This window comes from Dactylosporangium sp. NPDC006015 (assembly GCF_040614215.1).
GTDB lineage: Bacteria > Actinomycetota > Actinomycetes > Mycobacteriales > Micromonosporaceae > Dactylosporangium > Dactylosporangium maewongense.
The window spans coordinates 165408-186165 of sequence record NZ_JBEXUD010000010.1; the positions used below are offsets into that span (position 1 = coordinate 165408).

Sequence of the window (20758 nt, forward strand, 5' to 3'; positions counted from 1 at the left end):
CCGTCGTCAGCACCAGCCGCAACGCGAGCCCGGAGCACCAGCCGCAGCACCATTCGCGGCACGGGCCGCGGTGCCGTTCGCGGGCCCGACCGCCATCGGGCCGGCGCCGTCGACCGTGCCCCGCGGGACCCCGGACGCCGCGACGGGCACACCCGAGGAGTCCACATGGGAGTTTCCCGCCGCTCCGTCATCACCACCGCGCTCGCCGGGACGGCCGCCACCGCCCTGCCGATCGCGGCCGCCACCCAACCGGCCGAGGCCGCGAGCCCGCCCGGCGACGTCGTCGGCAAGGTCACCGTCGGCTACCAGGGCTGGTTCGCCGCCCCGGGCGACGGCGCCCCGATCAACGGCTGGTGGCACTACAGCCCTAACTGGTCGCAGCCGCCCGCCCCCGGCGCCTGCTCGATCACCTGCTGGCCCGACATGCGCGACTTCACCCGCGGGTACCGCAGCAACTTCGCCAACCTGGGCAACGGCCAGCCGGCCAACCTCTTCTCCTCCTACGACCAGCAGACCGTGGACACCCACTTCCGCTGGATGCAGCAGAACGGCTGCGACGTCGCGGCGTTGCAGCGCTTCAACCCGTTCGGTGGCGAAGGACCGACCCGTGACGCGATGGCGGCGAAGGTCCGCTCCGCCGCGGAGGCGACCGGCCGCAAGTTCTACATCATGTACGACGTCACCTGGTGGCTGACCATGCAGTCGGAGATCAAGACCGACTGGACGACGAAGATGTCGGCGTACACCGCCTCCTCCGCCTACGCCCGCCAGAACGGCAAGCCCGTCGTGTGCATCTGGGGCTTCGGCTTCAACGACGACGGCCGCCCGTTCACGCCCGCGCAGTGCCTCGACGTCATCAACTGGTTCAAGGGCCAGGGCTGCTACGTGATCGGCGGCGTCCCGACCCACTGGCGCCTCGGCACCGACGACTCCCGCGCCGGGTTCATCGACGTGTACCACGCGTTCAACATGATCTCGCCGTGGATGGTCGGCCGGATCAGCGACAACAACGGCGCCGACTGGTTCTACACCAACCGCGTCCTTCCCGACCTCGCCGACCTCAACGCCCGCGGCATCGACTACCAGCCGTGCGTCATCCCCGGCGACCTCGCCGCCGGCCACCGCCGCCACGGCGAGCTGATGTGGCGCCAGTTCTACAACCACACCCGCGCCGGCGTACCGAGCGTCTACATCTCCATGTTCGACGAGTTCAACGAGGGCAACCAGATCGCGAAGACCGCCGAGAGCGCCGCGTGGCAGCCGACGAACTCCGGGATGCGCGCCCTCGACGAGGACGGCACCCCCTGCTCGTCGGACTACTACCTGCGCCTCACCAACGACGGCGGCCGGATGCTGAAGGGCCAGGTCGCCCTGACCGCGACGCGCTTCACGGTTCCGTTCCCGACCGGCCCGGACCAGACCGCGCCGAGCGTCCCCGGTAACCTGCGCGTCACCGGCAGCACCGACACCACCGTCGCGCTCGCCTGGAACGCCTCCACCGACAACGTCGGCGTCGCCGGCTACCGCGTGTCCCGCGTCAACGGCTCCGGCTCGACCGCGATCGGCACCACCGGCACGCTCGCCTTCACCGCCACCGGCCTGACCGCGTCGACCTCGTACACCTTCACCGTCGCCGCCTACGACGCGGCCGGCAACACGTCCGGCGCCTCCAACGCCGTCACCGTCACCACCGCGCCGCCGCCGAACACGAACACCAACCTGGCCCAGGGCCGCCCCACGTCGGAGAGCAGCCACACCCAGGTGTACGGCAGCGGCAACGCCGTCGACGGCAACACCGGCACCTACTGGGAGAGCGCCAACAACGCCTGGCCGCAGTGGCTCCAGGTCGACCTCGGCGCCGCCACCGCCGCCCGCCGCGTCGTGCTCACGCTGCCGTCGAACTGGGGCACCCGCAACCAGACGCTGTCCGTCACCGACGGCGCCACCGGCACGACGATCGTCGGCTCCGCCACCTACACGTTCAACCAGTCGACCGGCAACACCGTCACCATCACCCTGCCCAACACCACCAGCGTCCGCTACCTGCGCCTGAACTTCACCGCCAACACCGGCTGGCCCGCTGGCCAGATCTCGGAGTTCCGCGTCTACACAGGCTGACCCCGACCCCCCTGACCGACGCCGACGGTCAGGGCCCAGGGCGGGTGGCGACCAGGCGTCCGGCCGCCACCCGCCCGCTGTAACGCTGTAATTCCCCCCACCGCTGCCGCGGCGGGGCCCGGCGGGGATTCTCACCCGCAGCCCCAATGCGCCGCTCCGCGACGCACTGCCCGCGCTATGGCGCGAGGCAGACCAAGCGGCGCATGCGCGCCGCATCCGGTGCCCGCCCTCCTCCCTTCCCCATGATCCGGAAGAGTTTGTGTCGTCATAGCAGCACAAAGTCTTCCGGATCATGAGAATCTCGCGGCGCCCGTGATGCTCCACGGTGGCGGTGTGCCCGGGCTGAGCTCATGCCTCCAACTGGCCACGGCATTGGACGGCCTCGTCGCGCACTGCCGACACGGATCGTCGGCGCCGCCGGCTCGCTTGGGCCGACTGCCGCCAGCCATTGCTGAAACGGCACCAGGAGGCCGCGCTGCTGACGTGGGTTGTCGACGCCGCCGGTTCTCGGGAGTCGCTTGCCGCCTGCCGCTGTTGGAGGCAGCAACCGCTGACCGCACCGCCGACGCCAATTACCGGCGCCCGCTGGCACAGTTGGTCATCCTGACCCCGCCAGCCGCTACCGGGGCAGAACCCGTTGGCCGCTCCGCCGACGTGCCCGTTGGTGCCGCCGGTCCTCCTGGGCCCGCGCCCGCCGTCAGCCGCTACCCATGGCAGTGCCCGCCGACCGCGCCGTCGATGTGGACCATCGGCGCCGCCAGTCTCCTGAGGCTGCCCGCCGCCAGCAGTCAGCCGCCACACCAGCCGCTGTTCGAGGTAGCGCCCACTGGTCGCACTGCGGACATGGGTCGTTGTCGCCGCTGGCCCTCCTGTGGCGCCGCCGTCAGCAGTCAGGCGCTACCGGTGGCAGTGCTCGCCGGCCGCGCCGTCGATGTGGACCGTCGGCGCCGCCATTCTCCTGGGGCTGCCTGCCGCCGGTAGTCAGCCGCCACACCAGCCGCTGTTCGAGGTAGCGCCCACTGGTCGCACTGCGGACGTAGGTCGTTGTCGCCGCCGGTCCTCCTGTGGCGCCCGCCGCCGCAGCCAGCCGCTACCGGTGGCAGTGCCCGCCGGCCGCGCCGCCGATGTGGACCGTCGGCGCCGCCGGTCCTCCTGAGGGCTGCCCGCCGCCAGCAGTCAGCCGTTGCTGGAGGTGGTGCCTGTTGGTTGCGCTGTGGACGTGGGTCGTTGGCGTCGGTCGGTCGTCCTGGGGCGGTTGCCGGCTGCCGCCGCTGGAGGTGGTGCCCACTGGTTGCACTGCGGATGGGGGCCTGTTGGCGCTGGTCGGTCGTTCTGAGGTCGTTTGCCGCCTGCCTGCCGTTGCTGGAGGTGGTGCCTGTTGGTTGCGCTGTGGATGTGGGTCGTTGGTGTCGGTCGGTCGTTCTGAGGTCGTTTGCCGCATGCCGCTGCTGGAGGTGGTGCCCGCTGGCAGCATTGCCGGCGCCATCCGTTGGGGCCGGGTGGCACGGCTGGGCATTCTGGCGCCGCTGGCCTGCCGCAGCACGTGGTCGCGCACCGCCCGCCGGGCGTCGCAGGAGCAGCGCACGCAACACCGTCTCCGGCCGAAGAGCTCGGGCGTGCATCGGTGGATTACGGGGTGGGGTGTGGCCGGGGTGCGTTGATTCGACGGGTCGGTCAGCGGGGTGTGGAGTGTGGTCACATGGGCGGCTCGGCGGTGCAGCGGTCGAGCCACTCGTCCATCAGGGCTTCGAACAGGGTGGGCTGGTCGATCTGGAGGTTGTGGCCGGCGACGTCGAGGACGGCGAACGTGGCGCGCGGGTAGTGGGGGAGCAGTGCGTACTGGTCGGCGTAGCCGACGGACGAGTCCTGGCGGCCGCACAGGATCAGTGTCGGGCGTCCGAACGGTGCCGGGCCCTCCGGTCCGTCGGTCAGGTGCCAGCGCTGCTCGAAGCGGGCGATCGCCGCGTGGTCGGTGAGCTGGATGGCGGGCGCGATCTCTTCGTGGAAGCGGCGCAGCGTCTGCGGGGTCTGGACGACGGCCCCGTCGGTGTAGGCGGCCCGGGTGGCGGGGTCGAGGTCGTCGAGGAGGCCTGGGGTGGAGCGCAGCACCTGGTGCGGCGGGCGGACCCGAAGGTCGCGGTCCAGGGTCTGGCCGACGGGGCAGATGAGGGCCAGGCCGAGGACCTGGTCGGGCAGGGCGCGGGCGACGGCGCGGGCCAGGTAGCCGCCGAAGGACTCGCCGACGAGGAGGAACGGCGTGCCGCCCAGGACGGTGCCGATGAGGGTCAGGACGGCGGCGAGGATGTCGTCGGTGGTGGTGGCGGTGCCGGCGGGGGTGCGGCCCATGCCGGGCAGGTCGGGGTAGAGGCGCCGGTAGCCGGGGCGGCGGGTGAAGAGGGGCTCCAGACAGCCGGACATGATGCGGTGGTCGACGGTCCAGCCGTGCAGGGCGAGCACCGGGGTGCCGGCGCCGTGCGTGACGAGGTGCATGCCAGCATCGTGCCCGAGAGGTACGACAATTTCGGCGTGGACGACGAGAAGGCGCTCGGACCCAGACACGTGGCCGGCTCGCTGGTGGTGCTCGCCGTGCTGGTCGGGGCGGTCGTGGCGCTGGCTGTGACGCAGGGGGCCGGCGGTGCGGAGCCGACGCGGCCGGCGACGCAGCCGCAGGCGACGTCGCAGTCGCCCGTCACCGGCCGGCAGAACGGGCAGCCGCCGGTCGTCGAAGGCGGCGAGCACGGTGAGGAGAAGCCGACCTTCGAGCCGTTACCCCCGCCGGGCACGCCGGCACCGCTCACGCCGGCGACGATCGTCGCGCCGCAGACGCGGGACCCGTCACAGACCCCGCAGTACTCGCCGACCCCGCAGTTGCCGACCCCGCAGCACTCGCCGACGCCGCAGCGCAGGTGAGGACGGGTGCCGGAGGTCAGGACTGGTGCAGCAGCGCGTCGCCGACGGCGCCGTACGGGCGGGTGGCGTTGCCGCAGGTGCCCTTCATGCGCAGTGCGGACAGGGTCAGTGTGCGGGCGGCGGTGACGTCGACGTCGAGCGGTGCGGAGGCCGTCCGGCTCACGGACACCGTCGCCGCGTCCTTGCCGTCGACCTCGACGACCAGCTTGACGACGACGTCCTTCGGTGTGACGGCGTCGAGTCCGGCGGTACCGGTGAAGCGCTTGAACTTGCCGTCCAGCGCGAACGTCACCGCCGACGGCTTGCCCTCGCAGCCGACCCAGAAGCCGGTCGAGTCGGCGAAGTGGACGCCGTTGAGGGTGCTGTCGTAGGCGCGGCCCGAGGAGCCCTGGTCGGAGGCGGTCCGGCCGGCGTCGTACAGCGGCATGTCGCCCCTCGCCGCCGTCGCCATCTCGTCGCGGAACCCGTTCACCCACGGCGCGACCGTGCCGGCGCAGATGGCGAACAGGCCGGCCACGAACGCGAGGGTGCTCAGCACCCGGATGGCCGGCGAGGGCGTGCTCCGACCGGCCGGCAGCGGCATCCCGACCCGGTGCTGCTGCGCGACCCGCTGCCACGTCGCCGGGTCGACGACGCCGGCCCGGTTGGCGAAGTCCAGACGGTTGAGCTGAAACGGCGCGGAGAGGTCCAGGAAGCTGTTGTACGTGGCTCGCCGGTCCCACGTGCGGGTGGGGATCTCGATGTGGTCATGCCGGTGGCTCTTGTCCTGACTGGTGATCTTCAGGATGGTGTACGACCGGCCGTCGCCCGCCAGCACGAGCGCGGGGCGGCGCTTCTCGCCCTCGCCGTCGCGGTACGGGACGGTGGCCCACCAGATCTCGCCCGGCTGCGGGACGGCGCCCCGGGAACCGCCCCGGTTGAGGATCCCCGCGACGATCCAGCCGACGACACCCGCCACGACCAGGACCACACCGACCGTGAACACCGCATTCGCGAGCATCGTTGCGCAACCCCCATGGATCGAAGCTCCGATCTTGTCAGAGTCCTTGTGTGAAAGGAATCCAGGCGGGCAAAGGGGCGACATGGTGGATCTTCAGTGGCTCGGTGTCGTCCGGCACGGCCAGTCGACCGGCAACGTGCTTGCGGAGCAGGCCGAGGCGGGTGGACTCGAGGAGATCGCCATCCCGGAACGTGACGCCGACGTCCCACTGTCCGAGCTCGGCCGCGAGCAGGCGCAGGCCGTCGGGCGGTGGCTCGCCGGCCTGCCCGTGCACGAGCGTCCCCAGGTGGCGGTCGTCTCGCCGTACCTGCGGACGAGGCAGACCGCCGAGCTGGCGCTGGCCGGGATGGACGTCCCGGCCGTGCTCGACGAGCGGCTCCGCGACCGCGAGCTCGGCGTCCTCGACCTGCTCACCACCCGCGGCGTCGAGGCGCGGCTGCCGGTGGAGGCCGCCAGGCGCCGCCGGCTCGGCAAGTTCTACTACCGCCCGCCGGGCGGCGAGTCCTGGGCCGACGTGCTGCTGCGGCTGCGGTCGCTGCTCGGCGACGTGCGGACCGCGCACCCGGGCGGCCGGGTCGTCCTGTTCGGCCACGAGGCGATCGTCATGCTCGTGCGGTACCTCGTCGAAGGACTCGACGAGGCGACCCTGATGCGGCTCGCCCGGGACAGCACGCTCGGCAACTGCTCGATCAGCAGCTGGCGCTCCGACGGCGAGCGGCTGCGGCCCGAACGGTTCAACGCCGTGGAGCACCTGGACCGCGACGGCACCCCGGCGACACGGCGGGAGAACGCCGACGGCTGAGCCGCGCACCACCTCATCCGGACGGTCGAGCGCGGACGGTCGAGCGCGGACGGTTGACGCGGGAAGTCGCGTGCGCTTGGCTGTGCGGCGTGGTGAGCCGATTCGTGGACGAGCGGGAGATCACCGACGCCGGTGAGCTGAGCCCGGTCGAGCGTGAGCAGCTGCGTGCGGCCGGCCGGCTGTACGACGGCGAGGACCTCGACGCGGAGGCCCGGCTGTCCGACGACGACCAGGACGAGTCCGGCTTCCGCGGGTTCTGCTGGCTGTGGCGGGTGGTCGACGGCGACGAGCCCAGGTTCGACGCGTGGCTGTACCAGGTGGACAGCGGCACCATCTTCCGCGCCGGCACGACCGAGGTCGTCGCCGAGGTCATCCAGTTCGGCCTGGAGTGCGACGACCAAGACGTGCGCCGGGAACTCGGTCCCGCGATGGTCGCCGCCGGCATCCTCCCCAAGTCGGACTCGTCGTACCCGGAGTTCGCCGACCTGCTCCGCGCGCAGGAGCTGTAGCGGACCGCGCGCAGGAGCTGTAGCGGATCCTGAGCAACCCTGGACGCCGCCGTCGGTGTCAGGTGGTTGTGGCAACGGATGTCGAGGGCAATCGCGCGTACGTGACGGGGTGTCGCTGCTGGCGCTGCTCGACGAGCTCCCGCCCCGCCGCCGTGCCGTGGTCGTGCTGCGGTACTGCTGCGACCTCTCCGTCGAGGAGACCGCGCGGGAGCTCGGGTGCGGCACCGGCACCGTGAAGAGCCAGGCGGCGCGGGCCCTCGACACGCTGCGGGAGCGCATGTCCGTCCAGGAGGAGTCACCATGGACCAGCTGACCGACGAACTGCGCCGCCTCGACCCGCCGCACCCGCCGTCGCGCGTCGACCTCGACGCCGTCGTGCGCCGGGCGCGCCGCCACCGGACCAGGACCCGGTTGCTCGTCGCCGTCGCGGCGGTGGTGGTCGTCGCGGCGGCGTCCGTGCCGCTGGTCGTGGACCGGGACCGCGACGGCGGCGCCGCCGCGCAGCCGCCGGCGACGTGCGAGCCCACCGGCGCGGCCACCCGGCCGCCGGCGAGCACCGAGGCGGAGGACGCGGCCCGGCGGCTCCAGGCCGTGACCGAGGGCATGCTGACGCCGGCGCTCGCCGAGCCGCTCGGCCGGGCGCTGCCGGGGGCGACGCTGCAGGACGCGATCGGCTGCGAGCGGGGGATGGCGTTCCACGCGGACGGCGGCCGGTTCGTGGCGGCGGTCGTCGTCGCCGACGCCGCCGGAGTGTCCCGCGTCGACGCCGAGGTGTCGAAGGAGGCCGAGCCCGCCGGGATCGGGTGCGCCGCCGGCAGCACCTGCGAGCGGAGCGTGGAGGCGGACGGCACGGTCGTCGTCCGGGTCACGGCCGACCTCGGCGGCGGAGCCGTGCGGCGCACCGTCGACGCGTACCGGCGGGACGGCGTGCACGTCCGGGTCTCCGCCGCGAACTTCGAGACGGGCGCGGACGGCGCCGTCACCACGACCCGGCCCGAGCCGCCGCTGGACATGACGCAGCTGGTCGACCTCAGCCGTGCCGAGCACCTGACGCTGTGACCGCGATCCGCTCCAGGTGCTGCAGCAGCGCCGCGGTGTCGGCGGGGGAGATGTGCGCCGTGTCGGTGTGCGCGGTGCAGCGCAGGCCGCCCGGGGTGTCCTCGACGTCGAGGATCATCGGCTCGAAGCCCGGCGCGTCCCGGCGGACCGTCCAGTCGAACACCGTCCCCGGCAGCGCCGCCGCGATCTCCGCCGCCGTCGGGGCCGGGCCGCCCGCGCCGGCCGAAGGGTCGCGGCGGTCGTTGAGGAAGCAGCCGATCTCCAGCCGCTCGCCCCGCTCGGCGCCGACCCGGTCGACGAGCGCGAACAGGTCCCGCTGGTCGAAGTACGCGTGCTTGTAGGCACCCATCGTCGCCCGCTTCGCATGCGCCAGCACCTCCTCGAAACCCCCGCCGCCGGCAGCGGAACCGGCAGCGGAACCGGCAGCGGAGCCGGCAGCCGCAGCGGAGCCGGCAGCCGAAGCAGCGTCGGTGGCGGCAGCGGAGCCGGCGGCAACCGGCACCTGGCAGAGCCCGGCCTGCACGGCGGTGCAGACCACGTCGGCGAGGCCGGGGCGGAAGCGGTTGCTGACCAGAGGGCGGACGACGACCGGGTCGACGCCGCACGTCGCGTGCACGGCGAGGGCGAACACGGCGAGCAGCACCGCCGACGGATCCGCGCCGGTCCGCGCGGTCAGCGCCCGCAACGCCAGGGGCAGCGCCGCCGAGTCGAGGACGCCGCGCCAGTACCGCGGCCGCTGCGCCGCAACAGGCTTGCGGAAGCGCGCCGGCGGCATCGTCCGCAGGATGGACTCGAAGTGCCGCTGCGCGGCCTCGTTCTGGCGGCGGCCGGCCGGGGACAGCTGCCACTGCGCCTGGTCGAGGGGCTGCCGGCCCTCGACCGGCGCGGCGGGCCGCGCGGCGACGTCGCGGAGCATCGCCTGCGCGCCGGCGCCGTCGGCCGCGAAGTGCGAGATGAGCGCGACGACGTGACTCGGCGCGCCGCCGTGCAGCACCGCCGCCATCCGGATCGGGTACTCGGCCGTGAAGTCGAGCGGCGCGTCACGGAACCGTGCGGCGACGAGATCGGCCAGGGCGGACGGGTCGGCGCCGTGGGTCTCGTACACCTGCAGCGCCGCCGAACCGGAGGCGTGGACCTCCTGCGTCGGGGTGCCGCCGCCGGGCGGGATCCGCAGCAGCGTCCGCAGTGACGGGTGCCGGCTCAGGTGGTGCCGCAGCTCGCCGGCGAGGTCCTCGACGGTCGTGCCGGGCCGCACCGGCAGCGCCCCTCCGATCGGCATCCAGTGGCCGAGGCTCGTGACCGCGTTCCAGCTCTCGATCTGCCCCCAGGACAGCGGCCCGCTCCCGGCACCCGGCCCTTCGAAGACCACCGGGACGTGATCGGCCACGGCACAAGCGGCGGCCGGGACGTGATCGGCCACGGCACGAGCGGCGGCCGGGACGTGATCGGCCACGGCACGAGCGACGGCCGGGACGTGATCGGCCACGGCACGAGCGACGGCCGGGACGTGGGCTTCAACAGGCGCGTGGTTCATGGCGGCGGAGCCTAACGATGCAGGCGCGCACCTTTCAGTATCCTGTCGACGGCGTTGCGCGGCCCGTGGACGGCGATCCCGGCGAGCCGGAGATCTGCCTGGTGCACGGCCCGGACGGCGGCCCGGTTGTCCTCGTCGTTGCCGGTCTTGAACAGCTCCTCCGTGAACGTTGCACACGCGACCGACCGTTCCGCGTGCGCCGCGTGCTGCAGGGCCCTGCGGTGCGCCACGGCGAGGGTGGTCGCGTCGCCCTCGAAGACCATGACGGGCTGGCCGAACATCGGCAGGTACCGGTTGCCGTCGGCGTCGGCGTAGTCCTCGCCGAGCAGCTGCGGCGCGGTGCCGGCGATGCCGCTGACGACGAACGCGGTGACGTTGAGGCGCTGCCAGACCGCCAGGTCGTCCCGCAGCAGCACGGCGATCTTCGTGGGAGACGTCATGCGGTCAGCGTGCCCGGGCCGGCCGGGGTGGTCTTGTACGTTGTGCACATGGAGCTCGTCACCGCGTGGCGGCCCAGCGTGCCCGGGATCGCCGAGGTGTTCCACGCGCACTTCGTGGACCACGCGTACCCGCCGCACGTGCACGACGCGTGGACGCTGCTCATCGTCGACGAGGGCGCGATCCGCTTCGACCTGGACCGCCACCACCGCGGCGCGGCCGGCGCGTCGGTGACGCTGCTGCCGCCGGACGTGCCGCACGACGGGCGGGCCGCGACCGGGGACGGGTTCCGCAAGCGGGTGCTGTACCTGGACACGACCGTCCTCGACGCGGGCCTCGCCGGCGCCGCCGTGGACCGCCCGGGCGTCGACGACCCGCTGCTGCGGCAGCGCATCCACCAGCTCCACCTGGCCCTGGACGCGCCGGGTGAGGAGCTGGACGCGGAGAGCCGGCTGACTCTGATCCGCGACCGCCTGCAAGGACATTTCGACCGGCACGCCACGCCGGGCCCGCCCGCACGGGGAGTCGCGGGCGGGCTGCGGGAGCTGCTCGACGCGCGGACCCGGGAGGGGATCACCCTCGTCGAGGCGGCCGCGCTGCTGGGGTGCCACCCGGGGCACCTGGTCCGGTCGTTCACCGCGACCTTCGGCCTGCCGCCGCACCGGTACCTGGTGGGCCGCCGGGTCGAGCAGGCCCGCCGGCTGCTGCTCAGCGGCCGCCGCCCCGCGGACGTGGCCGCGGAGGTCGGGTTTCACGACCAGTCACACCTGCACCGGCACTTCGTCCGGCACGTCGGGGTCACCCCGGCCCGCTACGCGGCCCACGGTGGGGTGCCGAAGACGCTGCCGTCGGCGCGGTAGGCGGTGAACCCCGCGGCGACCGAGACGTACACCTCGGCGGGCTCGCTGCCCGGGTTGTGGGCGGCGATCGGCGAGCCGGCCGGCACGACGACCGAGTCGCCGGCGCCGAGCACCTCACCGCCGGGCGTGACCCGCAGCTGCCCCGACAGCACCATGAACACCTCGTCGCGGTCGATGCTGTGCGGCATCGACTCGTGGCCCGCGGCGACGGTCAGCCGCCACGCGCACACCTGGTGGGACCCGTTGCTGGGCCCCGAGAACACCGTGAACCTGGATCCGTCGAGCTCGAATCGCGGCGCGTCGGCCGCACGGACGATACTCATAGTTGTCCCCCTTGAAGGTCGCCTGCAAGGTCTCCTTGAAGGCTGCCCCCAAAAGCTAAACCAGGTTTCGTACTTTGTAAACGGGGTTTCGTATGTCTGATCTCACGCCTGACGAACTGCGCGCGCTGCCGCTCGGCCGGCTGCTGCTGCACGCGCACCGGCGGGCCCAGGCGGCGTCCCTGGCCAAGCTGCAGGCGGGCGGGCACGGCGAGATCCGCCTCGGGCACGTGCCGGTGATCACGAACCTGGACCCGGCCGGCATCAGGATCACGGACCTGGCGGCGAAGGCTGGCATGACCCGGCAGATGGCGGGCCGCCTGGTGAAGGAGCTCGAGGCGAGCGGCTATGTGTCGAGCCGTCCGGACCCAAACGACCAGCGGGCGGTGATCGTGGCGCTGACCGACCGTGGCACGGCGTTCCTCGCCGACGCGCCGGCGGCGATGGCGGCGGTCGACGGTGACTTCGCGGCCCTGCTGGGCGCGGACGAGCTGGCCCGCCTCCGCGAGTCGCTCCTGCGGATCAGTGCCACCTGAGTGGCCCGTCCTTGATCAGGTAGCGGATCTGGTCGTCATGGCGACCGGATCCGCGATCCGATCACCGCAGGGCGAGGGGAACGGGGAAGGGGTCAGGCGGCGTCGGTGGCCAGGCGGAGCTGGCGGAGGCGCCGGTCGGCGGCGGCGGCGTTGCGGTGCAGCCGGTCGGTCTCGGCGCTGAGCAGGTCCCGGCCGGGGACGGTGAGCCGGTAGTAGCGGCGCAGCCGGGACGCGACGACCTCCTCCCGGTCGACCTCGATGAGGCCGTCCACCCGGAGCCGGTCGAGGATGCCGTAGAGTGTGCCGGCCTGGAGGCGGACACGGTCGTCGGAGATGCGCCGCACGTCCTCCAGGACGCTGTAGCCGTGCTGCGGCTCGGCCGCGAGCGCGGTCAGCACGAGGAATGTCGGTTCACGTAACGGTACGCCAGTCATGCCCATCACTATATTCAGCTCATCGATATATGACATCGACCGATCGGTCATCCGCTCGTGACGGAGATGTTCGTCAATCCTCCGGTGGCGTTGGTGACGCTGTTGGAGGAGTAGACCACGTTGAGGTTTCCGGCGCACTTCGAGGTCGACGTCACGTTGACCGCGTAGCGGCCGGCGCCGCCGAGGTCGGACCTGTTGTCCCGCCACACGTTGCCGCAGCCGGAGCCGGCGACCGGGTTGTGGGTCTCGTACCCGTTGGCGAAGGTGCCGGGCGGCGCGAACGTGCCGGTGTTGCCCTGGATCAGGTAGCCGGTGCCCTTCACGTCGACCCACGAGTCGGCGGAGTTCTGCCCCGCGATGCCCCGGCCGTCGAACGTGTTGCCCCGGATCACCCCGTCGAGGGTGCCTTCCTTGACGTCGATGTGCTCCGCGGCCACGTACGGGCCGATGTGGTTGTCGAGCACCTGCACCCGGTCGGAGCGGTCCACGCCGCCGGTGTTGCCGTGGCAGGCCCAGTTCGAGTTCGCGGAGCCGAGGTAGACGCCCTCGCCGTACGCGGGCTGCGCCGTGCCGGTGTACTCGATCGTCGAGCCGCGGAGCACTCCGTCCGAAGAGGACCGTCTGAAGTGGACGCCCTCGTCGCCGATGTGGTGCACGTACAGGCCGTCGAGCGTGACGTGCGGCGAGTCGTCGACGACGACGCCCTTCTTCGCGTTCGCGACGGTGAACCCGCTCAGCCGCCAGTACGGCGCGCCGGCGAGCCAGAAGCCGTAGCCGGGGTCCCAGCCGGGCGTCGGCACGGGGCACGACGGGCCGCTGCCGGCGCTCGCCGGGTTGGTCAGGACGGCGGTCCGCGGGCCGGTGACGGTGATCGGCGCGGCCGCGGTGCCGGGCGTCGTGCCGATGAACGAACCGTCGTACACCCCGGGCGCGAGCCGGATCGTCTGGCCGGGCCGCGCGGCTGCCAGGGCCGCCTCGAGCTGCGCGGCCGTGGAGACGTCCACAATGGACCCGGAGGGAGGCGGGGATGAGGGTGGAGAAGAAGGCGGGGAAGAGGGCGAGGAAGAGGGCGAGGAAGAAGGCGGAGTGGACGGAGGCGAGGAAGGCGCCGGACCGCCCGCACACGGCAGGCCGTTGACGGTGCAGTTGACGGGCACACCGGTGCCGCTGACGTTGAACCCGAACCGGACCGTCGCGCCGGCGGCCACGGCACCGTTCCACGAGGCGTTCGCGAAGCGGTGGTGCTGCCCGGTGCTGGTGCGGGTCGAGTCCCACGAGCTGCTGACCGCCGACCCGGCCGGCAGGTCGAACTCGACCACCCAGCCGCTCGCCGCCGCGTCGCCACGGTTGGTGACGGCGAACTCGGCGCCGTACCCGCTGCCCCACACCGACGTCTGCGCGAACGTCGCCGTCAGCGACGCCGCCGCGGCGGCCGCGGTCAGGGGTGCGAGCAGCAGGACCGCGGCGCCGGCGGCGGTGAGAGCCGGCAGCACCGTGCGAGAGATCCGCATTGACCAGCCTCGTTCCGCATCGCAGCGTCCGTCTGGCTGATTAGTTAACAGTCTTTACAACTCTTGGTCAATGCCTCGCCGGTACGGGAGCGCTATCAACACGAAATGTAGCGTGATGAGCGCGAACGGTCAGAACGCCAGGGCGAGGTTGACGAGGGTGGCCGAGCACGCGTGGACCTGCTCGATCGACACCTTCTCGTCGGGGCAGTGCCCGTAGCCGACGCCCGGCCCGTACTGCACGGCCGGGATGCCCCCGATGTTCGTCAGCAGGCGCAGGTCGGAGCCGTACGGCGCGCCCACGACCGCCGGCTCGGCGGCGAACGGGGAGCCGGCGTGGGTGGAGGTGTGCGCGTCGAGGACCCGCCGGACCAGGTCGGTGCCGGAGGGGCAGCGGCCGGACGCGAACTGCCCGCCCCACCACTCGACCGTCACCGGGTGCTCCTTCAGCCACGGGTCGGCGGCGCACGCCTCCGCGACGGTCCGCTCGAACGCGGCGCGCGCCTCGTCGACCGGCTCGTCGAGCGCGACCCCGAAGCGGCCCTCGGCGACCAGCAGGTCCGGCACCGTCGACGCCCAGTCGCCGGCCCGCACGGTGCCGATCTCCAGGGGGTACGCGATGTCCCACCGCCGCATCATCGGGTCGACCGACCGGTTCCGGGACGCCTCCAGGGCCCGCAGCACGGGGAAGACGAGCTGGAACTTCTCGACCGCGCTCACGCCGCTGGTGCGGGCGCAGGCGTGCGCGGCGAGGCCCGGCACCCGCAGCCGGAAGGTGAGCGCGCCGCCGTTGGCGGCCAGGACGTCCAGCGCGGTCGGCTCGGTGATGACGCACGCGTCGGCGCGCCAGCCGCGGTCGAGGGTCGCGTAGGTGCCCAGACCCCCGTCCTCCTCGCCGACGACCGCCGCGAGCAGGACGTCGCCGGGCAGCCGGGTGCCGCTGCGGTGCAGGGCGAGCAGGGCGGCCAGTGCCGCGGCGAAGCCGCCTTTCATGTCGCAGGCGCCGCGGCCGTACACGTGACCGTCGGCGACCCGCCCGGAGAACGGGTCGTCGGACCAGGTCGACAGGTCACCGGGCGGGACCACGTCGAGGTGCCCGTTGAACATGAGCGTGCGGCCGCCGCCGGTGCCGGGCAGCCGGGCGACGAGCCCCCACGCCTCGGACCGCTCGACCTCCATGCCGGGGAAGTCGGGACGGCCGGCGAGCTCGGCGACGGGGATCTGCCACAGGTCGGTCTCGACGCCTTCCGCCGCGAGCAGGCCGGCGACGTGACGCACGATCTCCCCCTCCGCTTGGGTGCCACCCACACTGGGTACGCGGACCAGGTCGACGAGCGTGCGGATGGTCTCGTCGCGGGAGCTGAGGAGAGCGTTGTGGACGTCCATCCGGGCAATGTATGTCGTTGACGCTGCTGTCGTACAACATCCTGACCGGCGCGAGCGGCGGGCGGCTGGACGCCGTGTGCGAGGTCGTCGATGCCGCGGCGCCCGACGTCGCCGCGGTGCAGGAGCTGCGCGGCGACCCGCCCCTGGCGGAGCGCACCGGGATGCGCCTGCACGTGGCGCCGCCGCGGACCGGGCAGCCGGTCGGGTTGCTGGTCGCGCCGCGCCTGCGGATCCTGCGCCGCGGCGCGGTGCCGGGAAGCTTCCATCACGGGGCGGCGTGGGTGGAGATCGACACGGCGGCGGGTCCGCTGACCGTGGTCAGCACGCACCTGTTCCCCTATTGGGGCAGGATCCGCCTGTACGAGGCCCGGCTGCTCGCGGCCTTCGCCGGGCGGCGGGAGCGGGTCGTCCTGATGGGCGACTTCAACTCGCTGTCCCCGTCGTCCGGCCCGCCGGGCGACGTCCGGCGGCGGCACCGCACCTGGTTCGGGCGGGGCGGGGTGGACACCCGGGCGATGGCGCTGCTGGCCCGCCGCGGCCTGGTCGACGTGTTCCAGGCGGTCGGCGAGGGGCCGGGCTGGACGGTGCCGACGGCGCTCGGCGGCGAGGAGTTCACGCGGGCGCGGCTGGACTACATCCTGGCGTCGCCGGCGGTCGCCGGGGACTTCAGGACGTGCCGTGTGGTGACCGGCGGCGGGACTGCGTCCGCGTCGGACCATTTTCCGGTGCTGGCGACGTGCGCGACGGACCCCGCGGGTCGATCTGCTCCTTGACCGGCGCCGGTCTGCGGTGCCCGCCGAGCGGCGGGTTCGCGACCCAGTGGATCACTGGCCCCTGGCCGGGTGCGGGCAGCCAGCCCAGAAACCGCGTCCACAGCTGGTCGGCGCCCAGCTGGCGCAGGTCCTCGGCGGCGTCGGCGACCCGCAGCGCCATCATCGTGCGCAGCGCGGCGGGGCTGTCGCCGTGCTCCGCGACGAGCTGGTCGCGCTTGGCCTGGCACGGCCACGGCTCGCGACATCCCGTGCACAGCCAGGTCGGCCGGGCCGGGATGTGCGCGATTGTCACCCCAGACTCCCGGGCCGGGCGAGCTCGAGGCGTCGCAGGGCGTAGACGAGGACCGAGTTGCGGGCGGCGACGTACTGGTCGCACGGCCACGGCTGGTGGCAGTCGCGGCACTGCTCCGCACGGTGGAGTTTGGCGGCCAGCCAGCTCTTCGGACGGGGCTGGTGGCGGCGGCGCTGGCGGACGAGCTCTTTGAGGTCCATCGCGGGGGGTCCTTGTCAGGTCGCCGATGTGGGGTGGGTGGGCAGCTCACGACGGAGCGAGGTGTGCAGGACGTGCTGGTGCGTCACCAGGGGGGTCCGGCGGCGCTGGGTGTGGCGTTTGGCGCGGTACATGGCGGCGTCGGCCCGGTGCACGGCATCGGCGAGGTGCGCGCTGGGCTCGACCGGGACCAGCCCGACCGACGTGCTGACCGAGACGACCTGACCGCCGAGCCGCATCGGGGCGGCGAGCATGTCGGCGAGCCGGGCGGCCTGCTCGTCGGGCTCCCCGTCGCGTTCGGGGATGAGGCCGGCGAACTCGTCGCCGCCGAGCCGGGCCACGATGCCCCGTCTCGGGCCCTCGCCCGCGCACGAGGCGAAGCGGTGCCCGATGGTGACCAGGACCTCGTCGCCGGCGGAGTGCCCGTAGACGTCGTTGATCTGCTTGAACCCGTCGACGTCGAGCACCACCGCGACCAGGGGGTGCGCGTGCGGGTCGCCGACGAGCTCGGCGCCCCGTGAGTAGAAGGCCCGGCGGTTGGGCAGGCCGGTCAGCGGGTCATGGCAGGCGGCGTGGCGCTCCGCGGTCAGCTGGCGCCGCAGGCGGGTCACCCGGCGCTGGGACACCCACGCCGCGCACGCTCCGGCCGCCACGGCCGCACCGGCCAGGAAGGCGAGAGGGTCCATGCGCGCGTCCTCCAAGATCGTAGCTGGGGAAGCCACCCGATCATTTGGGCACGAACGTCCGGTTCTGGTCACAAATTGTGAGCGTCCCCGCACATTCGCACATGCGCTAGCATGCGCGTTATCGGCTGCATACGCAAGAGCCGATGCACGTGCAGACGCCGATTCTCGGCAAACTTTCAACTACATGTTGCAGAGAGATGCCCATGGAACAGACGTACAACGGGATGCCGGCCGGCGAGCTGCCGGGCGTCACCTGGCAGAAGAGCCGCCGTAGCAACCCCAGTGGCAACTGCGTCGAGCTGGCCCCGCTGCCCGGCGGGACCGGCTTCGCGATGCGCAACTCGCGCGACCCGCAGGGGCCCGCGCTCATCTACACCTACGACGAGATCGCCGCCTTCATCGCCGGCGCCCGCGACGGCGACTTCGACAACCTGCTGGACGGCTGAGGATGTGACGGTCGGGGCGGGCTCGCTGGAGATACCGCCGATCGATGCGAGCCCACTCCCGCTTACTGTCGGGTCATGGCATGCTTACTCCGGCTCGCCCACGGGACGGCTCCACCATGGGACGGTTCGCCAGGACGGACCGCTCAGGAACGGATCGCCGCGGGGACAGTGGGTGACAGGGCAGTGTCCAGGACTCGGAGGCAGTAGGTGACGACCGGAACACCGGAAGGCGGCGCGGCCGGAGGCCCCACGGTCCTCCGGATGCTGCTGGGCGCCCATCTGCGCCGGCTCCGTGAGGCGCAGGGCGTGACCCGTGAGGACGCCGGCTGGGAGATCCGCTCGTCGGAGTCGAAGATCAGCCGGATGGAGCTCGGCCGCGTCGGCTTCAAGGAGCGCGACGTCGCCGACCTGCTCACCCTGTACGGGCTCGACGACGACGAGGAGCGCACCCGGCTGCTCGCCCTCGCCCGCGACGCCAACAACCCCGGCTGGTGGCACCGCTTCGGCGACGTGCTGCCCAACTGGTTCCAGTCCTATCTCGGGCTCGAGGCCGCCGCGGCCCTCATCCGCACGTACGAGGTCCAGTTCGTGCCGGGCCTGCTGCAGACCAAGGAGTACGCGCGGGCCGTCGTCCTGCTCGGCCACGGCCGCGCCAAGGCCGACGAGATCGACCGCCGGGTCGAGCTGCGGATGGCCCGACAGCAGGTCCTCACCCGTGCCGACGCGCCCAAGCTGTGGGTCGTCGTCGACGAGGCCGCGCTGCGCCGCCCGATCGGCGGCACCCACGTCATGCGCGGCCAGGTCGACGCGCTGCTGGAGGCCAACACGCTGCCCAACGTGCGGCTGCAGGTCATCCCGTTCAACGCGGGCGGCCACGCCGCGGCCGGCGGCGCGTTCACCATCCTGCGCTTCCCGGACCAGGACCTGCCCGACGTCGTCTACATCGAGCAGCTCACCAGCGCCCTCTACCTCGACAAGCGCGACGACGTCGACCTGTACGCCGAGGCGATGGAGCGGCTGTGCGTCGAGGCCCGCCCGCCGACGGAGACGCAGAAGGTCCTCGAGGAGATCCGGCGCGATCTCGAGGCATAGCAGAGGCGTAGCAGGGGGTAATTTCCCTTGTATGGGATCTTTGTCAGGAACCGTCGCGCTGGTCACCGGCGCCTCCAGCGGGATCGGTGAGGCGGCCGCCCTCTCGCTGGCCTCCCGCGGCGCGGCCGTCGCGCTCGCCGCCCGCCGGGCCGACCGGCTCGCCACGCTCGCGGAGCGCATCCGCGCCGACGGTGGCACCGCCCTGGTCGTCGAGGCGGACGTCACCGAGCAGTCGGCCGCCGTCGCCGCGGTACACCAGACGGTGAGCGAGCTCGGTCGCCTGGACACCCTCGTGAACAACGCCGGTGTGATGCTGCTCGGGCCCGTGGTCGACGCGCCCGTCGAGGAGTGGCAGCGCATGGTCTCCGTCAACGTCATGGGGCTCATGTACTGCGCCCACGCCGCGCTCCCGCACCTGCTCGCCGCGGCGGCCGACGGTCCGCGCCGGGTCGCCGACATGGTCAACGTCAGCTCCGTCGCGGGCCGGGTCGCCCGGAACGGCAGCGGCGTCTACAACGCCACCAAGCACGCCGTCGGCGCCTTCAGCGAGGCACTCCGCCAGGAGGTCACCGGCCGCTACGTCCGCGTGTCACTGGTCGAGCCGGGGGCCGTCGCCACCGAGCTCGCCGGCCACAACCGCCCCGAGATCCTGGAGGGCCTCAACCAGCGCTTCGCCGACATGCAGCGCCTCGAGGCCGAGGACATCGCCGACACGATCACCTACATCATCACCCGGCCCCGGCACGTCGCGGTCAACGAGCTGCTGGTGAGACCCACGCAACAACAGGCCTGAATCCCGTTTGCTCTGCTCAAGGGCGGGCACGAGATGGACGAACGCGACAATCACGAGTTCTTCGGAGGAACGAATGAGTGGCGTGACCGAGACCATCGACGTCCACGTGCCCGTGCGCACCGCATACAACCAGTGGACGCAGTTCGAGTCCTTCCCGCAGTTCATGAGCGGCGTCGAGTCGATCAGGCAGGTCGACGACCGCCGCACCCACTGGGTGACGAAGGTCGGCGGCGTCCGGCGCGAGTTCGACGCCGAGATCACGGAGCAGCACCCCGACGAGCGGATCGCCTGGAGGAGCGTCGGCGGCGACACCAAGCACGCCGGCGTCGTCACCTTCCACCGCCTCGGCGACCGGGACACCCGTGTGACCGTCCAGCTCGACTGGCAGCCCGAGGGTGTCGTGGAGAAGGCCGGCGCCGCCGTCGGCGTCGACGACCTGCAGGTGAAGGCGGACGCGAAGCGCTTCAAGAAGTACGTCGAGGAGCACGGCGCCGAGACCGGCCAGCGGCGGGGCGACGACCCGCGCGCGGGTCTGTAGCCCGATCTCGTCGCAGGTTTTCCGGGGGTGCCGCTTCTCGCGGCGCCCCCTTCCTGTGCCGCTCAGCGCAGCGCGCGCTCGATCCGGTCCAGGGCGTCGTTGCGGGGGGTCGCGCGGTCCAGGAGGTTGGCCTGGCCGGAGGCGAGGATGCCGGCGACGACCGGGGTCTCGGCCTTCTCGATCTCGCGGTCGGCGGCCTCGGCGGCGGCGCGGGCGATCTGTGCCGCCTCGCGGCCGGGGAGCGCCTGCCACGTCGGCAGGAGGGTGTGGTTGAGCGCGTCGTCGTACCACGGCGGCACGCTCGGCGGCGGCAGTTCGCCGGAGCGCCAGCGCCGCACCAGGGTCTGCGCCCACCGGTCCCAGAACGCGAGCTGGGCGAGCACGGTGGCGACGCTCCAGCTGGGGGTCACCGGCCGGGCGAGGTCGTCGTCGCCGAGGGAGTCGATGAGGGCGGTCAGGCGTTGCCGCGTGGCGGCGTTCTCGTCCAGGGGTACGCGTTCCACTCCTGCAACGGTAAGGGCGCCGG

Annotated in this window: 25 protein-coding genes and 1 pseudogene; 15 read left to right on the top strand and 11 right to left on the bottom strand. The window is 72.7% G+C overall.

The window, feature by feature from the left end; all coding sequences use genetic code 11:
* Nucleotides 1-165 precede the first annotated feature (165 nt).
* Together ABZ321_RS20025 and ABZ321_RS20030 are read left to right on the top strand one after the other, a co-directional pair.
* The gene (locus ABZ321_RS20025; protein ID WP_344502641.1) at nt 166-2118 is read left to right on the top strand and encodes a discoidin domain-containing protein; all 1953 of its coding nucleotides are present in this window, start codon (nt 166-168) and stop codon (nt 2116-2118) included.
* A gap of 1439 nt (nt 2119-3557) precedes the next feature.
* Nucleotides 3558-3779, top strand: a complete 222-nt coding sequence (locus ABZ321_RS20030) for a hypothetical protein (protein WP_354893140.1) — start codon at nt 3558-3560, stop codon at nt 3777-3779.
* Nucleotides 3780-3813: 34 nt separating this feature from the next.
* Here ABZ321_RS20030 and ABZ321_RS20035 read toward each other — a convergent pair whose 3' ends face one another.
* Nucleotides 3814-4608 (bottom strand): alpha/beta hydrolase, encoded by a 795-nt coding sequence (locus ABZ321_RS20035; RefSeq protein ID WP_354893143.1) that lies wholly within the window; start codon nt 4606-4608, stop codon nt 3814-3816.
* Nucleotides 4609-4644: 36 nt separating this feature from the next.
* On the opposite strand from ABZ321_RS20035, the gene ABZ321_RS20040 reads away from it, so the two are divergent.
* The gene (locus ABZ321_RS20040; protein WP_354893146.1) at nt 4645-5028 is read left to right on the top strand and encodes a hypothetical protein; all 384 of its coding nucleotides are present in this window, start codon (nt 4645-4647) and stop codon (nt 5026-5028) included.
* A 16-nt stretch (nt 5029-5044) separates the two neighbouring features.
* Here ABZ321_RS20040 and ABZ321_RS20045 read toward each other — a convergent pair whose 3' ends face one another.
* Nucleotides 5045-6028 (bottom strand): NPCBM/NEW2 domain-containing protein, encoded by a 984-nt coding sequence (locus ABZ321_RS20045; RefSeq protein ID WP_354893149.1) that lies wholly within the window; start codon nt 6026-6028, stop codon nt 5045-5047.
* 82 nt (nt 6029-6110) lie between these two features.
* On the opposite strand from ABZ321_RS20045, the gene ABZ321_RS20050 reads away from it, so the two are divergent.
* The 4 genes and pseudogenes from ABZ321_RS20050 (at nt 6111) to ABZ321_RS20065 (ending at nt 8398) form a co-directional block, all read left to right on the top strand.
* A complete protein-coding gene (locus tag ABZ321_RS20050; RefSeq protein ID WP_354893152.1) occupies nt 6111-6830 on the top strand; it encodes a histidine phosphatase family protein in 720 nt (239 codons plus the stop codon).
* A gap of 92 nt (nt 6831-6922) precedes the next feature.
* Complete coding sequence (locus tag ABZ321_RS20055; protein ID WP_354893155.1) at nt 6923-7339, top strand: hypothetical protein; 417 nt, start codon at nt 6923-6925, stop codon at nt 7337-7339.
* A gap of 112 nt (nt 7340-7451) precedes the next feature.
* Nucleotides 7452-7652, top strand: a pseudogene (locus ABZ321_RS20060) (sigma-70 family RNA polymerase sigma factor); the annotation flags it as partial.
* Entirely contained in the window at nt 7640-8398 is a 759-nt protein-coding gene (locus tag ABZ321_RS20065) for a hypothetical protein (RefSeq protein WP_354893158.1), read from the top strand. The pseudogene ABZ321_RS20060 and the gene ABZ321_RS20065, both read left to right, overlap by 13 nt.
* Here the strand turns inward: ABZ321_RS20065 and ABZ321_RS20070 are convergent.
* Nucleotides 8370-9785, bottom strand: coding sequence for a condensation domain-containing protein (locus ABZ321_RS20070; protein WP_354893161.1), 1416 nt, complete (start codon nt 9783-9785; stop codon nt 8370-8372). The two genes, ABZ321_RS20065 and ABZ321_RS20070, sit on opposite strands and share 29 nt — an antisense overlap.
* Between ABZ321_RS20070 and ABZ321_RS20075 the strand changes: the two genes are divergently transcribed.
* Nucleotides 9774-9947 (top strand): hypothetical protein, encoded by a 174-nt coding sequence (locus tag ABZ321_RS20075; RefSeq protein ID WP_354893164.1) that lies wholly within the window; start codon nt 9774-9776, stop codon nt 9945-9947. The two genes, ABZ321_RS20070 and ABZ321_RS20075, sit on opposite strands and share 12 nt — an antisense overlap.
* On the opposite strand, the gene ABZ321_RS20080 is transcribed toward ABZ321_RS20075, so the two are convergent.
* Nucleotides 9944-10372 carry a DUF2000 domain-containing protein gene (locus ABZ321_RS20080; RefSeq protein WP_344502634.1) on the bottom strand — a complete coding sequence of 143 codons (429 nt, stop codon included), beginning with the start codon at nt 10370-10372 and terminating at the stop codon, nt 9944-9946. The two genes, ABZ321_RS20075 and ABZ321_RS20080, sit on opposite strands and share 4 nt — an antisense overlap.
* A 48-nt stretch (nt 10373-10420) precedes the next feature.
* Between ABZ321_RS20080 and ABZ321_RS20085 the strand changes: the two genes are divergently transcribed.
* On the top strand, nt 10421-11230 hold the full coding sequence (locus ABZ321_RS20085) for an AraC family transcriptional regulator (RefSeq protein WP_354893166.1): 810 nt from the start codon (nt 10421-10423) through the stop codon (nt 11228-11230).
* Here the strand turns inward: ABZ321_RS20085 and ABZ321_RS20090 are convergent.
* Nucleotides 11182-11553: a cupin domain-containing protein gene (locus ABZ321_RS20090; protein ID WP_344502632.1), complete on the bottom strand. Its 372-nt coding sequence runs from the start codon at nt 11551-11553 to the stop codon at nt 11182-11184. The two genes, ABZ321_RS20085 and ABZ321_RS20090, sit on opposite strands and share 49 nt — an antisense overlap.
* Before the next feature lie 92 nt (nt 11554-11645).
* Between ABZ321_RS20090 and ABZ321_RS20095 the strand changes: the two genes are divergently transcribed.
* Nucleotides 11646-12086 carry a MarR family transcriptional regulator gene (locus tag ABZ321_RS20095; RefSeq protein ID WP_344502631.1) on the top strand — a complete coding sequence of 147 codons (441 nt, stop codon included), beginning with the start codon at nt 11646-11648 and terminating at the stop codon, nt 12084-12086.
* A 92-nt stretch (nt 12087-12178) separates the two neighbouring features.
* On the opposite strand, the gene ABZ321_RS20100 is transcribed toward ABZ321_RS20095, so the two are convergent.
* From ABZ321_RS20100 to ABZ321_RS20110, 3 genes are all read right to left on the bottom strand, one after another.
* Entirely contained in the window at nt 12179-12520 is a 342-nt protein-coding gene (locus ABZ321_RS20100) for a PadR family transcriptional regulator (protein WP_344502630.1), read from the bottom strand.
* Between the two features lie 47 nt (nt 12521-12567).
* Complete coding sequence (locus tag ABZ321_RS20105; RefSeq protein ID WP_354893170.1) at nt 12568-14031, bottom strand: cellulose binding domain-containing protein; 1464 nt, start codon at nt 14029-14031, stop codon at nt 12568-12570.
* 129 nt (nt 14032-14160) lie between these two features.
* On the bottom strand, nt 14161-15414 hold the full coding sequence (locus tag ABZ321_RS20110) for an ArgE/DapE family deacylase (protein WP_354893173.1): 1254 nt from the start codon (nt 15412-15414) through the stop codon (nt 14161-14163).
* A gap of 17 nt (nt 15415-15431) precedes the next feature.
* Here ABZ321_RS20110 and ABZ321_RS20115 point away from each other — a divergent pair, with 17 nt between their 5' ends.
* Nucleotides 15432-16187 (top strand): endonuclease/exonuclease/phosphatase family protein, encoded by a 756-nt coding sequence (locus ABZ321_RS20115; protein WP_354893176.1) that lies wholly within the window; start codon nt 15432-15434, stop codon nt 16185-16187.
* A 288-nt stretch (nt 16188-16475) separates the two neighbouring features.
* Here ABZ321_RS20115 and ABZ321_RS20120 read toward each other — a convergent pair whose 3' ends face one another.
* Together ABZ321_RS20120 and ABZ321_RS20125 are read right to left on the bottom strand one after the other, a co-directional pair.
* Nucleotides 16476-16679, bottom strand: a complete 204-nt coding sequence (locus ABZ321_RS20120; RefSeq protein WP_344502625.1) for a hypothetical protein — start codon at nt 16677-16679, stop codon at nt 16476-16478.
* A 15-nt stretch (nt 16680-16694) separates the two neighbouring features.
* Nucleotides 16695-17363 (bottom strand): GGDEF domain-containing protein, encoded by a 669-nt coding sequence (locus ABZ321_RS20125; protein WP_344502624.1) that lies wholly within the window; start codon nt 17361-17363, stop codon nt 16695-16697.
* Nucleotides 17364-17566: 203 nt separating this feature from the next.
* Here ABZ321_RS20125 and ABZ321_RS20130 point away from each other — a divergent pair, with 203 nt between their 5' ends.
* From ABZ321_RS20130 to ABZ321_RS20145, 4 genes are all read left to right on the top strand, one after another.
* On the top strand, nt 17567-17809 hold the full coding sequence (locus ABZ321_RS20130) for a DUF397 domain-containing protein (RefSeq protein WP_344502623.1): 243 nt from the start codon (nt 17567-17569) through the stop codon (nt 17807-17809).
* A gap of 261 nt (nt 17810-18070) precedes the next feature.
* Nucleotides 18071-18901, top strand: coding sequence for a helix-turn-helix transcriptional regulator (locus tag ABZ321_RS20135; RefSeq protein ID WP_344502805.1), 831 nt, complete (start codon nt 18071-18073; stop codon nt 18899-18901).
* Between the two features lie 31 nt (nt 18902-18932).
* On the top strand, nt 18933-19694 hold the full coding sequence (locus ABZ321_RS20140) for an SDR family NAD(P)-dependent oxidoreductase (protein ID WP_344502622.1): 762 nt from the start codon (nt 18933-18935) through the stop codon (nt 19692-19694).
* Nucleotides 19695-19767: 73 nt separating this feature from the next.
* Complete coding sequence (locus ABZ321_RS20145) at nt 19768-20232, top strand: SRPBCC family protein (protein WP_344502621.1); 465 nt, start codon at nt 19768-19770, stop codon at nt 20230-20232.
* Nucleotides 20233-20294: 62 nt separating this feature from the next.
* Here the strand turns inward: ABZ321_RS20145 and ABZ321_RS20150 are convergent, their stop codons facing one another.
* Nucleotides 20295-20735, bottom strand: coding sequence for a maleylpyruvate isomerase N-terminal domain-containing protein (locus ABZ321_RS20150; protein ID WP_344502620.1), 441 nt, complete (start codon nt 20733-20735; stop codon nt 20295-20297).
* Nucleotides 20736-20758: the final 23 nt, after the last annotated feature.